The organism is Rhizobium sp. NZLR1 (genome assembly GCF_017357385.1).
In the GTDB taxonomy this organism is placed as follows: Bacteria; Pseudomonadota; Alphaproteobacteria; order Rhizobiales; family Rhizobiaceae; genus Rhizobium.
On the sequence record NZ_CP071633.1, the window covers coordinates 271025 to 285858 of the forward strand.

Here is a 14834-nt window from a genome sequence, read left to right on the forward strand (position 1 = left end):
GTCAATGCAATCCGAACAGGTTCAGCAGCTCCTCGCGGTGGCGAACGAATTCCGGTGCGCTGCGGTCGCGCGGTCGCGGCAGATCGATGTCGATCAGGCGCGGTTCGCCGCCCTTCTCCCGTGGCAGGATGAGGATCCGGTCGGCGAGATAAATCGCCTCCTCGAGATCGTGCGTGACGAGAATGGTCGTCACATCCTCATCGCGCCAGATCCGGGCGAGTTCCTGCTGCATGCCGATCTTGGTCATCGCGTCGAGCGCGCCGAGCGGTTCGTCGAGCAGCAGGATCTCGGGCTGAACAGCCAGCGCCCGGGCGATCCCGACGCGCTGCGCCATGCCTCCGGAGAGCTGCCGGGGATAGGCGGCCTCGAATTGCTGCAGGCCGACAAGCTTGACATAGTGGCGCGCCCGCGCCCTCGCCCGCTGACGGGTGAGACCACTTGTTTCCAGCCCGAAGGCGACATTGTCGAGCACATCAAGCCAGGGCAGAAGGCGCGGTTCTTGGAAGATGACGGCGCGCTCTGCGCCGACGCCCCGCACCACCTTGCCGTCGACGAGGACCTCTCCGGTGTCGGCATCCTCGAGACCTGCAAGAACCCTGAGCAGGGTCGTTTTGCCCGAGCCGCTGGCACCGACGATGGCGAGGCTTTCGCCGGAGCGGATGTGGAGATTGATATCCTTGAGAACCTGCAGCGGCGTGCCGTTCAACTTGTAGGATTTGGAGAGGCGACGGATCGTCACCTCGCCGCGGCGAATGTCCTCAGCAATGCTCATCTCGGTTCCTCAGTTGCTTGCCGGCTTGGCATCGGCCGTGAAGAGGATGTCCTTGGCCGCCAACTGGCCTTGCTTCAGCTTGCCTTCGCGAACCAGGACGTCGATCCAGAACTGGATGTCGCGCTCGACCGGCAGACCGCCGGCGCGCACGCCATAGCCGCGGAAATATTGCGCGATATCAGCGTTCTCGCCACGCTCGCTGAGCGCCTTGGCCAGGATCTTCTTGGTTTCTTCAGGATGTTCGCGGGCATAGTCGAGCGCGCGGGCCGACTGCTCGACGAAAATCTTTGCGGCCTCGGGATGTTGCTGAATGAAATCGCGGCGCAGGACCACAAACCCCCCGGCAATGTCGCCGAGCACGTCGGTATCGTCAAAAACCGCGCGCAGGCCGCCATTTTTGAGCGCCGCACCCTCGAAGGTCGTCTGCCAATAACCGAAGGCGGCAATATCGACCTGCTTGGAGCGCAGCACCTGTTCGAGTTGCGGCCCGGGAACGACGATCTGATTGGCGGAGTCGCTCGGCAGGCCGACGGAATGCAAGGCCTCGCGGATGGTATAATCGAGGTGCGCGCCAAGCGTATTGACTGCTATGCTCTTGCCGGCAATGTCCTTGATACTCTTGATCGGGCTGTCTTCCAGCACATAGAAGGTCGACTGCACCTCGTCATTGATGCCGTTCGACGGATAGGCGGCGACGAAGTCATTGCCGCCGATGATCGAATTCAGCACGGCGGAGGTGGCCGCACTGCCGATCTCGACATCACCGGATGCGAGGGCGATCAGAGAGGCCGGCCCGCCTTGAGCATAACCGACATTTTCGAACGTGATACCGGTGCCCTTGAAATAGCCGAGCTCGTCGGCGAGCTCATGGGCGGCAAGACCGCCTTGGCTGGCGAGGTAGCGCAGCTTGATCGTGTCGGCAGCTGCGGCCGGCGTAGCAAGGCCGAGCGCGATGACGGCCGGGAGGAGAAGGTTGCGGGGATGGAATGTCATGACGTATCCCTTTCGGAAGAGGAAAATCGGGGGAAGCAGGTTAGCGGCTCGGCTGAGACCAGCGGCAGAGACGGCGCTGCAGGAGAACGAGCAAGGCATTGGCGGCAAGCCCGAGAAAGGCGAGCAGAAGGATCGCCGCAAACATCAGCGGGATCTGGAAATTGTACTGGGCGTTCATCACCTGGAAGCCGATACCCTTGTTGGCGCCGATCATCTCGGCGGCAATCAACAGGAGAAGCGCAGTCGTCGCCGAGAGACGCAGGCCGACGAAGATCGCAGGGACGGACGCCGGCAGAATGACGCGGCGGAAGATGGTCAGCGGTCCGGCGCCATAAGTCCGCGCCATCTCAATAAGCTTCTGGTCCACCTCCTTGACGCCGCCGATCGTGGCGAGCAGCACCGGAAACAGGGTGGCCCAGAAGATCACGAAGATCTTGGAGGTTTCGCCGAGGCCGAGCAGCAGGATGAAGATCGGATAGAGCGCCAGCGCCGAGGTCTGGCGGAAGAGCTGCAGGATCGGATCGAGCGCCTGCTCGACCGCACGAACCTGGCCCATGAACAGGCCGAGCGGAATGCCGATCACGACGGCAAAGGCGAAGGCGGTTCCGGCTCGCTGCAGGCTGATGGCGATGTCGTCCAGCAGCGCGCCGTTGGCAAGATTGGTCCAAAGAGCAGACAGGATCACGTTCAGGGGCGGGAAGATGGCCGGATTGATCCAGCCCCTGGTGCTCGACACCTGCCAGAGCGCGAGGAAGGCGAGAAGCAGGCCATAACGCGGCAAAAACGATGCGAGCAACCCGCGCCCATGGGAGCCGAGAGTGGAAATGGTGCTTTCGCTGCTTTTCAGGCGGCCGAAGCTTCTCGGGAGAGTCTGGTTGATTTCATAGGCCATGGTACCGTTCCCTCATTCTGCTGCCTGGAGAGCTGCGTGTCCGGCAGCCCATCGATTGGCGGGGAAAGGCAGGCCGAGGTTTTCCCGGAGCGTCTTGCCCTCATAGGCCGTGCGAAACAGTCCGCGGCGCTGCAACTCCGGGATGACCAGATCGACGAAATCGTCGAGGGCCGTCGGCAGCCAGGGCGGCAGAATGTTGAAGCCGTCGGCCGCTTCGTTCTCGAACCATTGCTGTAGCGTATCGGCGATCTTTTCAGGCGTTCCGACGATGGTGTAGTGACCGCGGGCCGACGCGATCCATTGATAGAGCTGGCGGATGGAAAAATTGTTTTCGTCTGCGATCTGGCGGATGAGGGCCTGGCGGCTCTTCATGCCTTCCGTCGGCGGCGCCGGCGGCAGCGGCCCGTCGAGATCATAACCGTGCAGGTCGAGCGTACCGCCGGTCAGGCCGTTAAGGAGGCCGATTCCATCCTCTTCGACAATCAGCGAGGTCAGACGGTCGTACTTCTCGCGTGCTTCCGCTTCGGTCCTGCCGACGAAAGCGGAGACGCCGGGCATGACGAGGATGTGATCGGGGTTGCGGCCGAGGCCGCGGGCGCGTGCCTTGATATCGCGGTAGAATTCCTGGGCTGTTTCGATGTGCTGATGGGCGGTGAAGATGACTTCGGCCGTTGCCGCGGCAAGCCCGCGCCCGTCGTCGGACTGCCCGGCTTGCACGATGACCGGATGTCCCTGGGGCGAGCGCGAGACGTTGAGCGGGCCACGCACGCTGAAATGCTCGCCGCGGTGGTCGGTGTCGTGCAGCTTCGCCGGATCGAAGAATACGCCCGACTCCTTGTCGCGGATGAACGCGTCGTCCTCGAAGCTTTCCCAGAGTTTGCGGACAACGTCGACATGCTCGGCAGCACGGCGATATCGATCGGCATGTGGAAGCTGCGTATCGCGGTTGAAGTTCTGTGCCGTGAGGTCGCCCGTCGTGGTCACGACATTCCAGCCGGCGCGGCCCTCGGAGATCAGATCCAGCGAGGCGAATTTGCGAGCAGTCGTATAGGGCTCCTCATAGGTGGTGGAAGACGTCGCGATAAAGCCGAGATGGGTGGTGAAAGGCGCAAGCGCGGAAAACAATGTGACGGGTTCGAAGCCGGCGACGCGGGCATTGCCGCCTTCGCGCGCTCCGCCAAAACCGACAGCCAGTCCGTCGGCCAGGAAATAAGCATCGAAGAGTCCGCGCTCGGCTGTCAGGGCGAGTTGCTTGTGAAACTCGAAACTGGTGGCACCGTCGGCCGGCTGGTCAGGATGCCGCCAGGATGCAACATGCTGTCCGCCACCGGGAAGAAATGCCCCAAGCCTGATTTTGCGTGTCATTTCGCGTCCTCTCCGTTTGCCGCCCACAGCCCGGTGTTTTCCAGGGCCATGGTATAGGTTGGCTGTCAGGACTCTACACTACGTTCTCCATAAATTTTATAGAGAAACTTCATTTCATAATTTCGGAGGAAGAGTGAATAGTTTTGCGGGATTGGCTTGAATCTGGAAATCGACGATCGAGGCGGCCAACAAGAGATATGTCGTCTTGCGGCCGTCTTTGATGTTTTCCATGTCGGACAGGTCGACGAGCGACGTCCTGTTTCGCGATATGATTTTGGGAACATGCAGCCGGGCACGGGTCATGCATGAGCGGTGCGTGCCGCCGGATAGCGGTGCCTGGCTATGCTTGGGCATCAGCCCCGTTTTGGCCGGGAAGGGGCATGCTCCAGGCCGGCGGCGGCCTTCTTCAGGCAGTCGAGGTAGCGGTCCCGGTTCGCGATACCGTCGTCGCGTGGGGTGACGAGGCAGAGCGTTGCAGCTGCATGGCCTTCCTCGCCCCGCACCGGCACGGCAAAACAATGGGTAAAGCTGTCGACGATGCTGTTGAAGGTGAAGAAGCCTTCACGCTCGGCCTGGCGCACCTCGGCGATGAAGGTCTGGGGCTCGAGCCATTCACCGCCCGGCAGACGGAAATCCTGCGACGGAATGAAGTTCAGGATGTCCTGATCCGACAGATGCGCGACGAGCAGGCGCCCCGACGCCGTCCACGGAATCGGCACCGACTGTCCCACATCCGTCGAAATGCGGAACGGCCGCGCCCCCTCGCGCATGCGCACGACCGTATACCTGTTTCCATCCAGCATGCAGAACTGCGCCGTTTCCCGCGTTTCATCGGCAAGCCGTTCCAGCGTCGCCTCGCATTCGCGGGTGAAGTCGAAATGGTTCTCATAGGCGGCGCCGAGGAAATAGAGCTTGCGGCCGAGATAGACGCGCCCCTCGCCGCCGGTGAATTCGAGAATGCCGTTACTGAGCAGCAGGTTGACGAGTTCGTAGACGGACGAACGCGGCGCACCGATCTGCGCGGCGATTTCGTTCGGCTTCAAGGCCTGCCGTTTCTGGCGCAGGAAATCGAGGATTTCGAAGGCGCGGTCGAGCCCTCGGGCGCGTTTGCCGGCTGCTTCGTCCTGAACTGCATCCATTGCTATCGTCCTGTTCTTTTGTCCGGCCAAGCTTTTCAAGCCGCCTGCCGTATCTGTCAATTGATCCCGTCATTCAATCGCGAATGAAATTTCCCCACCCCTCTTGCGGGGTAAAAAAATCGGCATAAGATCGCCTCGTCCGGTATAAAGATCACATGTACGATATATTGGACATAGATGGCAAACCGTCAAGGTTGCCGCACAAAAAAGGGGATCGACATGAAGAATTTTGAAAACAGCATTTCCGCTTCGCTGCGCCGCCGCCTCCTCGCGGGCGCTGCCGCAGCAGCCACCCTCCTGGTCTTTTCCACCGGCACTGCCTCGGCCGCTGCCAATTGCATCAAGGGCGACAGAAAAGCGCCCTATACGATCGGCTGGGCGAACATCTACTCCGTGCCGACCTGGATGAAACAGACCGAAGGCACCATTACCGCTGAAGTGGAGGAGCTGAAGAAGGCCGGCCTCGTCAAGGACCTGATGATCACTGACGCGCAGGGCAACGCCCAGACGCAGATCCAGCATATCCAGTCGATGATCGACGCCAATGTCGACGCCATCGTCGTCATCGCCGGCTCCTCCAACGCGCTCGACCGCGTCATATCGGATGCCTGCGACAAGGGCATCGCCGTGGTCAATTTCGACAGCTTGGTCAACACCGACAAGGTGACGGCGAAGATCAATACCGATTCCAGCGAATGGGGTGCGACCGCTGCCAAGTGGATGGTCAGCCAGCTCGGTGGCAAGGGCAAGATCATCATCATGAACGGCCCGGCCGGCATCTCGGTCAGCGACGACCGCCGCAAGGGCGCCCAGCCGGTCCTCGATGCCAATCCAGGTCTCAAGGTGATCACCGAGACGAACACCGAATATAACGTCGCGCCGGCACAGGAAGCGATGACCAGCCTGCTCTTCGCCAATCCCGAAATCGACGGCGTGCTGTCGCTCGGCGGCGCGCTGTCTGCCGGCTCCGTCCTCGCCTTCGAGCGCCAGGGCCGCGACCAGGTGCCGACCACAGGTGAAAATGCAAGGCAGTTCCTGGAACTCTGGAAGGAGAAGAGCCTGAAAGGCTGGGCGACGATGCAGCCCAACTGGCTCGGCGCCCTTTCCGTCTACACTGCGGTGCAGGCGCTGCAAGGCAAGAACGTGCCGGCCTTCGTCAAGGTGCCGCTGCCTGTCATCGACGACAGCACGATCGGCAGCTACCTCGCACGGGCCGACAAGTTCCCGGCCGACGGCTATATCTACTCGGATTACGACAAGGCGCTGTTCGACAAGCTGCTTGCCAAGTAATCCGCGGTTGGGGGACGCCGTCATGACGGAAGAAGCGCCCCTGCTGGAAGCCCGGCAGGTGTTCAAGGGATTTTTCGGCAATCCCGTTTTGAAGGGCGTCGACATCGCCCTTCTGCCGGGCAGGGTTCACGCCCTGCTCGGTGAAAACGGCGCCGGCAAGTCGACGCTGATCAATCTCCTGTCCGGCTCCCTCCAGCCCGACGGCGGGTCCATCCTCGTCGACGGCAGGCCGGTCGGGCGTTTCAGCCCGGCGGCGGCGCGCGCGGCCGGCATCGCTGTCGTGCAACAGGAGCTGAGCCTCACGGCCAACCTGTCGATTGCCGAAAACATCGGGATCGGCGCGTTTCCGCGCCGGTTCGGTCTCATCGATTACGGAGCGCTTCATCGCGGCGTGCAAGAGGTTTGCGACCTGGTCGGGCTGACAGAACCGCTCGACGTGCCGGTTGCCGATCTCGCGCTCGGCCGCCGTCAGATGGTGGAGATCGCTAAGGCGCTGTTCCGCAAGCCGCGTGTGCTTATTCTGGATGAACCGACCTCGTCGCTCTCCGCGCATGAAGCCGGCATTCTTGCCCAGCTGATCGAGACGCTCAAGGGTCGCGGCACGGCACTTCTCTATATTTCCCACCGCCTCAACGAGGTGCAGGCGCTCTGCTCGCATGTCACCGTGCTGAAGGACGGCGGCGTAACGGCCGACCAGTCGCTGTCCGGCATCGACGGCGAGGGTCTGGTGCGCCTGATGGTTGGTCGCGAAACCGGCGACCTGTTTCCGCCGCGCCCGGCCGCGGTACCCGGTGCGATGCGCATCAGCGTCGAAGGTTTTTCGGCCGGCATCGTGCGTGACATTGGTTTCTCCGCTCGCGTCGGCGAGATCGTCGGCATCGGCGGGCTTGTCGGGCAGGGTCAAGAAGACCTGCTGCTCGGCCTCTATGGCGCGATTCCAGCCTCGGCGACCCGGGCGGAGGTAGCGGGCAATCCCCACCTGCCCGCCCATGTCGGCGCGGCGAATGCGGCTGGTATCGTCTACGTCCCGGCGGACCGCAAGCACGAGGGACTGGTGCTGCCGCATTCGATCGCCTCCAATCTCATCCTGCCTTCGCTCGGGCGGCTTGCCCGCAAGGGGCTGCGCGACGCGAAGGCGGAAAACGGCCTGGTCGCCGATCTCGCGCGCCGGCTGACGATCAAGGGCGATGCGGCCCGGCCGGTGCAGGCGCTTTCCGGCGGCAACCAGCAGAAGGTGGCGCTCGCCAAATGGCTGCCGCTCGATCCGTCTGTGCTGCTCCTCAACGATCCGACGCGCGGCGTCGACATCGAGACCAAACGTGAGATCTACCTGATGCTGCGCGCCTTCGCCGCCGAGGGGCGGCTCGTCATTCTGGCCAGTTCCGATACGCCGGAACTCGTGCATCTCTGCGACCGTGTCGTGGTCCTGCGCGAGGGGCGCGTCGCGGCGACGCTGTCAAAAGATCGGATCAGCGAAGGAGCGATCGTCGGCGCGGCCATGGGCGTGACGACCACGACGCAGGGAGAGGCGGCATGAATACAATTTCGGCATCCCGTCTCTACGGCGCGATCCAACTCCGCCGCAACCGCGGCCTCGCCGGCCTCTATCTGGTCGTCGCTGCCTTTCTCATCCTCTATGCGCTGCTCTTTCCCGGCATCCTTTCCATCGGCGGCTTTTCGAAGTTCACGCAGAACTGGTTTCCGCTCGCGCTGGTCACCATGGCGCAGGCGCTGCTGATGCTGAATGGCGGCATCACGCTGGCGATCGGGCCGCTGGTCAGTCTCGGCGCGGTGATCGCCGCGACGACGATGGAAGGGCCGCTCGGTGTGCCCGGCGGCATTGTCGCGGTCGCCGTCGCCGGCCTATTGATCGGCGCCGTCACCGGCGCCATCGTGACACATCTGAGATTGCCGGCGATCATCGTCACGCTGGCCGGCTCCTTCATCATCGGCGGCGTCGCGCTCATCCTGCTGCCGCGGCCGGGCGGATTCATTCCCGATTGGCTGTCGACGGTGCTTGCCGGCCATACGCCCGTCGCCTTCCTGCTGCTCGTCGTCATCCTCATACTCTGGAAAGCCTTTCTGGCAACGCCGCTCGGCCTCGGCATCTATGCGGCCGGCGACAACCCGGTCGGCGCATTCCGCTCCGGCGTGCCGGTCGAACGGGTGAAGGTCGCAGCCTTCGCGCTCTCCGGCCTTCTTGCTGCTCTCACCGGTCTCTTCGTTGCGGCGCAGACCGGCTCGGGCGATCCCATCATCGGCACGCCCTTCACGCTGAACTCGATCGCCGCCGCCGTGCTCGGCGGCGTGGGTTTCCTCGGCGGCAAGGGCACGATGCGCGGCGCGATCTGCGGCAGCCTGCTGCTCTCGGTGATGATCAACGTGATGTTCTTCCTGGGCTTTCCGCCCGTCGCGCAATATGTCGCGCAAGGCTTGATCATCGTCGGCGCAGTCGCCGTTCCGGAACTTCTTGGAGTATGGAGGGCAAGACGATGAACATCATCCGGTCTGCGTTCCGCAATCCGCCGCTCCTGACCTTTCTTCTGGTCGCGCTCGTCTGGATCGTTGCAAGCTTCACGCTTCGCGGTTTCGGCGCCTACGGCCATCTGCGTTATCTGCTGGAGCTTGCCGCGGTGATCGGCATCGTCGCTGCCGGCCAGACGCTCGTCATCCTGATGGGCGGCATCGATCTTTCCGTCGGTGCTGTCATCACCGTCACGGCGATCCTGCTGCCGCTGATTTCGCCCGCCTGGGATCCAACCGGCCTTGCCGGCATCGCGGCGGCCCTTGCCATCGCCACCGGCATCGGCCTGATGAACGGCGCGGGGGCCGCCTATCTTCGTGTGCCGCCGATCATCATGACGCTCGCGATGGCGACCTTCCTGCAGGGCCTGCTCGTCATCGTCGCCGGCGGCAGCGCCGTCACCGTCAGCAATCCGGCGGTCATTCTGCTCGGGCAGGCGCGGCCGTTCGGCATCCCCTCGGGCATCCTGCTGTGGCTCGTCGTCTCGGTCGTCGTCCTGCTGCTCATTCATCGCATGCCGATCGGCGCACGGTTTCTGGCGCTCGGGGCGAACCCGCTCGCCGCCCGGCTTTCCGGCGTCAGCGTCACCCTCAACACGCTGATCGTCCATACTCTGTCCGGCTTTTTCGCCGGGCTTGCCGGCATTCTCGTGCTGGGCATGAACCGGCAAGGTTATGTCGGCATCGGCGATCCCTATCTGCTGACGTCGATCGCCGCCGTCGTGCTCGGCGGCACCTCCATCCTCGGCGGCCGCGGCACCTATGCCGGCACGATACCGGGGGCGATCCTGCTCGTCACCACGACGGCGCTGATCACCGTCGTCAACGCCTCCCCCGGCTGGCGGTCTATCATGTTCGGCACGCTGATCCTCGCCCTTCTGCTCGTGTCCGGCCGTGAGGCACGCAGATGACGGCGCGCTACGACGGGCCGGTGATCGATCCGCACCACCATCTCTGGGACCTCAGCCTGCAGCGCCACCCCTGGCTTCAGAAGGCGCGGGCTTCCGGCGAAGAGATGGTTTTCGGGAGCCTCGCGCCGATCCTGCGCGACTACGGCATCGATGATTATCGTGCCGATGCCGGGCGTCAGAACGTCATTGCAACCGTGCATGTGGAGGCTGGCTGGTCCGATGCGCATCCGTTGGAAGAGAGCCGCTGGCTGGAGGGTCTCGACCGCAGCTCCGGCGTGGCGAAGCGTTATATCGCACGGGTTCCCCTCGACGGGCCGGACGCCGCGCGCCTGCTCGAAGCGGAAGCGGCGAGCCCTTATGTCGTCGGCATCCGCGATATTCTGAGTTGGCATTCGGAGCCGGCGAAGAGTTTTGCTCTGCGCGCAGATCGCATGGCCGATCCCGCTTGGCGGGCGGGGCTTGCTCACGCTTCACAGTTGGGGCTGGTCTTCGAGCTGATGCTCTACCCCTGGCAGATGGATCAGGCCCTCGAGCTGGTGCGCGATTTTCCGCAAACGCTGTTCGTGCTCAACCACGGCGGCAGCCCCGCCGACCGATCGGAGGACGGCATGGCGCTCTGGCGTCACGGCCTGCGAGCGCTCGGCAAAGAGCCGAACGTGCGGTTAAAGATCTCCGACCTCGTCGCCTACGACAATGACTGGACGCTCGAAAGCCTGCGGCCGGTGATCGAGCACTGCTTCGATTGTTTCGGCCCTGAACGTTCGATGTTCGCCAGCGACTTTCCGGTCGCGGGCCTGCACGCCTCATTCGACGAGGTCTATCAGGTTTTCCGCACGGTCGCCGCGCAACTTTCTCCCGACGAGCAGCGCGATCTGTTCTTTGCCACCGCCAACGACACCTATCGCCTCGGTTTGGGCGATCCGGCCGAGATCGGGCGAGGCCGCCATGTCTGACCTTCATGCCACGACGGAAAACCGGCTGATCGACGACCGGGTTCGCGGCTTTCCGCCGGACAACCCTCCGCTTTCGCCTGCTGCAATCGGAACGCAGGGGTGGAAGCCCTATGACGGCAGGATGGCCCTGCCGCTGATCTCGCTCGACCGCCGGGCCTTCACCGGCAATGTCGAACTGATGATGGCCTATGTGAAAAGCCATGGCGCCGACATCGCGCCTCACGCCAAGACCCCGATGTCGACGGTGCTGGCAGACGCGCTTCTTTCGGCAGGCGCCTGGGGCACGACCGTTGCCGATATCCGCCAGGCAGCCGTCCTGCTCAAGGCGGGACAACGCCGGCTGATCCTCGCCAACGAGATCGGTGGGATCGCCGCTGCTCGCCGGCTTGCTGCCCTGCTCGGCCACTATCCGGATGCGGAATTCCATATCTTCGTGGATTCGACAACGCTCGTCGAGGCGCTTCGCTCCGCATGGCGTGAGCGCGCAGATCTGCCGCCTCTCGGCCTATTGGTTGAGTTCGGCGCCGGCCGCGCCGGTCTTCGAAGCGCCGCCGCTGCCGAGGCAATCCTCGATGCGATCCTGGCCATTGAGACGCCGGCCTTCCGGCTCACCGGCATCGCCGCCTATGAAGGTGCGGCCGCGACCGCCAATGCCGACGAGACGATGCACCGCATCGGCGCGCTGATGGCCCTGATCGCCGAATTCCTGCCGAAGATACGCGCCCGCATCGGCAAGGAGCGGCCGCTTCTCGTCACATCAGGCGGTTCGGTGTTTTTCGACATCGTGGTGGCCCGGCTTTCAGCCGCCGTCGCAGCCGATCCCGCCTGCCGGCTGGTGCTGCGCAGCGGCGCGATCTTCTTCCACGATCACGGCATCTACGAGCGTGGCCTTGCCGGCCTCGACGCGCGCGGCGGTTTGCGTATCGGCGGCGAGACGGTTTCGGCGGCGGCCGGTTTCCGTCCGGCGCTGCGCGTCTGGGCCGAGGTTCTGTCGCGGCCGGAGCCGCAGCTTGCGATCTGCGGCATGGGCATGCGCGACGTGGCAATGGACCAGGGCCTGCCGCGGCCGCTGGCGCTCTATCGCCATGGCGCCCGCCTTACCGATTTGGGAAGTGCCGACGTTATCCGGCTCAACGATCAACATGCCTTCGTCACGCTCGCCGATGGCAGTGATATCGCGGTCGGCGACGTCATCGAGTTCGGCATCTCGCATCCCTGCACCTGCCTTGACCGGCATGCAATCCTGTATGGCCTCGACCCGGATCATTCGGTGACGGCGGCCTATCTGACCAGCTTCGGCTGAATTCTCCCTGCAAAGCCAAGAAAAGGAAAACCCGCATGATCCAGCGTTACCAGAAAGGTTCGCGCATGAGCCAAGCCGTCAGCTATGGCGGTCTCGTCTATATTGCCGGTCAGGTCGCGGAAAATCGCAAGGCTGATATCGAGGAGCAGACCCGCGACGTGCTCGGCAAGATCGACGCCCTTCTGAAGGAAGCCGGTATCGACCGCTCGCGTCTCCTCGCTGTCAATGTCTTCCTGCCGGCGATTACCGATTTCGAGGCGATGAACGGCGTTTATGACAGCTGGATCGACATGGAAAACCCGCCGGCCCGCGCCTGCGTCGAGGCGCGCCTCGCCGATCCGGATCTGCGCGTCGAAATGACCGCGGTCGCGGCGCTATAATTGCACGGCAACCGCCCGCACTGGAGACTTCATGCACAGCGGCCTCGTCAATCCGATCGACTTTTCGCGCGAGGGCCGACAGGCTGGCCATCTCGCCATTCCCTATTCGATCGATCGTTCGCCCTATTATCAGATCCGCATTCCGATCCTCCGTCTCAGAAATGGTGAGGGACCGTCTTTGCTGCTGATGGCCGGTAATCATGGCGACGAATACGAGGGCGAACTCCAGCTCGCCCGGCTGATCCGCCTGCTTGAAGTTACTCAGATCCGCGGTGCCGTCACCATCCTGCCGATGGCGAACCTGCCGGCGGTGATGGCGGCCAAACGCTGCTCGCCCTTCGACGGCGGCAACCTCAACCGGGCCTTTCCCGGCGATCCCTTGGGGTTGCCGACGGCGCGGCTGGCGCATTTCCTCGAACACGAACTCTTTCCGCGCCACGACGTCATGCTCGACCTGCACTCGGGCGGCACGTCGATGGCGCACCTGCCCTGCACGCTGATCGAGCGGCAGGCCGACGCCGCCCGCTTCGAGCGATCCGTCTCGCTGATGCGGGCGATCGGAGCATCGCATGCCTTCATCGCCGACAACGGGCCGGCGGCGCCGACATCGATGGGGGCTGCGGCACGGGTGGGGACTGTCGGTCTTTCCGGCGAGTTCGGCGGTGGCGGGACCGTGACGCCTGCGACGATGGCCTTCACCGCGGCAGCGATCGACCGGTTGCTCCTCACGCTCCGTATCGTCAAACACCCGATCCTGTCGCGAGCGACCCTCGCCGAACCGGGGCCGTTGCAGCTTCTCTCGCTGTCCCGGCACAGCCAGGGCATCTATGCCAACCGCAGAGGCTGGTTCGAACCGGCCGTCACGCTTGAAGCCACCGTTTCTGCCGGCGATCTGGCCGGATGGTATCACGATCTGGAACGGCTGGAGCAGCCGGAGGAAGAGCTCCGCTTTGCCGAGAGCGGCATCGTCATTTCCCAGCGTCTGCATTGCGACAGCCAGGCCGGCGACTGTTTAATCCAGGTCGCCGAACCCATTGCAGCTTAGGTGATGGCGGCGACGGCCGCCTTGACCCAGTCGAGACGCTTTGCGGGGATGAGGCCGTAATTGTAGAAGTTCACGCCGTCGGCACCGGCATCAACGGCCGCCTTGGAGCGGGCCGCCAGCACAGCGGCTTCACCGACCTCGGGATAGAAGACGCGCAGGCCGACCCCGAGGAACTTTTCCGATCCAAGGGCTGCCCGGCCGGTGCGGATGACATCGCCGATCGAATCCGGCTCCATGTCGTAGCAGCAGAGGATCGCCCCGTCGCAGAGCCTGCCGACGGCTGCGAGATCGACGCCGCCGAGCCAGCCATCCTTCAGGTCGATGAGCACGATGCGTGTCGCCGGATCGGCTGCCGCCTTGATCTCGCCGATCAGGCTGGTCACCGGTTCGCTGCGCCAGGCAAGAAAGGCATGCAGATCGGGGTGGTCGCGGAAGGCGTCGTTGCCCGCTGCCGGAAAGTCCGGGAACTGCCGCTCCGGGACAGCCCTTTCGCAGAGTTCGGTGATGAAGCGCTTGACCGATCGGCGCGCGCCTTCGACCGGTACGCCGGCCTTGGTGGCGCGCGCCGTGCAATGGTCGCAGAAGCAGAGCGACAGCAGGAAATCGTCTTCGGCGTTCAGGCCGACACCATCTTTTTCGTGATGGTATTCATGCGCGAAACCCATGAAGTTCGGGCTTTCGAGTTCCACCATGTCCGGCCGGTAGTTCGTCGTGATGTCGCGCACGAGAGTGACGGCATAGGCACGCGCCGCCGGGCTGGAGGGGCAAAGGTTGTAATAGTTGGGATTGCCGAAGGCGTTCTGCGTCGCGTGGTCGGGGTGCAGCATGCCGAGGCGGCTATTATGGAGGCAGACCGTCCAGCAGGAGACCTTGAGACCGGTTGTCTCACGCTCCCTGACGAGCGCTTCCAGCATGTCGCCGCGCTCGGCTACATTCCTGGCCATCAACGGCCGGATCACCTTGTCCTGCCACAGGCTTTCATCCGGCCGGAAATAAACCGTCCCGTCCTCGGGAAAATAGGCCTTCTGTTGCGGGCTGCGCGGCTGGAGAAAGCGGCCGGCATGATAAGAGGTCGCAAGGCTGACCGTATTGAGGCCGGCCCGGTTGCGAAGCTCGGCGGCAATCGTGTCGACCCCCTGATCATGGATATCCCAGGGGTAAGTCCACATGGAAAGATGCATGGCGCGCTCCCAAATCTGTCCACTTTATAGAACACGTGTCCATAATAGTGTCCAGGCTGATCTTTGGGTGCAGGCCTTCGGCGCTCC

Annotated in this window: 14 protein-coding genes; 8 read left to right on the forward strand and 6 right to left on the reverse strand. The window is 63.6% G+C overall.

Annotated features, from left to right (window positions below):
* Position 1: 1 nt before the first annotated feature.
* From J3O30_RS23670 to J3O30_RS23690, 5 genes are all read right to left on the reverse strand, one after another.
* Positions 2 to 772, reverse strand: coding sequence for an ABC transporter ATP-binding protein (locus J3O30_RS23670; protein ID WP_207585006.1), 771 nt, complete (start codon positions 770 to 772; stop codon positions 2 to 4).
* 9 nt (positions 773 to 781) lie between these two features.
* Positions 782 to 1765 (reverse strand): ABC transporter substrate-binding protein, encoded by a 984-nt coding sequence (locus J3O30_RS23675; RefSeq protein WP_207585007.1) that lies wholly within the window; start codon positions 1763 to 1765, stop codon positions 782 to 784.
* A gap of 40 nt (positions 1766 to 1805) precedes the next feature.
* Complete coding sequence (locus tag J3O30_RS23680) at positions 1806 to 2657, reverse strand: ABC transporter permease (RefSeq protein WP_207585008.1); 852 nt, start codon at positions 2655 to 2657, stop codon at positions 1806 to 1808.
* Positions 2658 to 2669: 12 nt separating this feature from the next.
* Positions 2670 to 4022: an LLM class flavin-dependent oxidoreductase gene (locus tag J3O30_RS23685; protein WP_207585009.1), complete on the reverse strand. Its 1353-nt coding sequence runs from the start codon at positions 4020 to 4022 to the stop codon at positions 2670 to 2672.
* A 353-nt stretch (positions 4023 to 4375) separates the two neighbouring features.
* Positions 4376 to 5161 (reverse strand): IclR family transcriptional regulator, encoded by a 786-nt coding sequence (locus J3O30_RS23690; protein ID WP_207585010.1) that lies wholly within the window; start codon positions 5159 to 5161, stop codon positions 4376 to 4378.
* 219 nt (positions 5162 to 5380) lie between these two features.
* Between J3O30_RS23690 and J3O30_RS23695 the strand changes: the two genes are divergently transcribed.
* Genes J3O30_RS23695 through J3O30_RS23730 form a run of 8 tightly spaced genes read left to right on the forward strand, consistent with a single transcriptional unit; the run spans position 5381 to position 13566 of the window.
* On the forward strand, positions 5381 to 6451 hold the full coding sequence (locus J3O30_RS23695) for an ABC transporter substrate-binding protein (protein ID WP_207585011.1): 1071 nt from the start codon (positions 5381 to 5383) through the stop codon (positions 6449 to 6451).
* Between the two features lie 22 nt (positions 6452 to 6473).
* Positions 6474 to 7988 (forward strand): sugar ABC transporter ATP-binding protein, encoded by a 1515-nt coding sequence (locus J3O30_RS23700; protein ID WP_207585012.1) that lies wholly within the window; start codon positions 6474 to 6476, stop codon positions 7986 to 7988.
* Entirely contained in the window at positions 7985 to 8947 is a 963-nt protein-coding gene (locus J3O30_RS23705) for an ABC transporter permease (RefSeq protein ID WP_207585013.1), read from the forward strand. The genes J3O30_RS23700 and J3O30_RS23705 overlap by 4 nt, the downstream gene beginning before the upstream one ends.
* Entirely contained in the window at positions 8944 to 9885 is a 942-nt protein-coding gene (locus tag J3O30_RS23710) for an ABC transporter permease (RefSeq protein WP_207585014.1), read from the forward strand. Before J3O30_RS23705 ends, J3O30_RS23710 begins: the two co-directional genes overlap by 4 nt.
* Complete coding sequence (locus J3O30_RS23715) at positions 9882 to 10838, forward strand: amidohydrolase family protein (RefSeq protein ID WP_207585015.1); 957 nt, start codon at positions 9882 to 9884, stop codon at positions 10836 to 10838. Before J3O30_RS23710 ends, J3O30_RS23715 begins: the two co-directional genes overlap by 4 nt.
* Complete coding sequence (locus J3O30_RS23720; RefSeq protein ID WP_207585016.1) at positions 10831 to 12141, forward strand: alanine racemase; 1311 nt, start codon at positions 10831 to 10833, stop codon at positions 12139 to 12141. Before J3O30_RS23715 ends, J3O30_RS23720 begins: the two co-directional genes overlap by 8 nt.
* Before the next feature lie 35 nt (positions 12142 to 12176).
* Positions 12177 to 12521: a RidA family protein gene (locus J3O30_RS23725; protein WP_207585017.1), complete on the forward strand. Its 345-nt coding sequence runs from the start codon at positions 12177 to 12179 to the stop codon at positions 12519 to 12521.
* Positions 12522 to 12552: 31 nt separating this feature from the next.
* Entirely contained in the window at positions 12553 to 13566 is a 1014-nt protein-coding gene (locus tag J3O30_RS23730) for a succinylglutamate desuccinylase/aspartoacylase family protein (RefSeq protein ID WP_207585018.1), read from the forward strand.
* On the opposite strand, the gene J3O30_RS23735 is transcribed toward J3O30_RS23730, so the two are convergent.
* Positions 13563 to 14747, reverse strand: a complete 1185-nt coding sequence (locus tag J3O30_RS23735) for a hypothetical protein (RefSeq protein WP_207585019.1) — start codon at positions 14745 to 14747, stop codon at positions 13563 to 13565. The two genes, J3O30_RS23730 and J3O30_RS23735, sit on opposite strands and share 4 nt — an antisense overlap.
* Positions 14748 to 14834 lie beyond the last annotated feature (87 nt).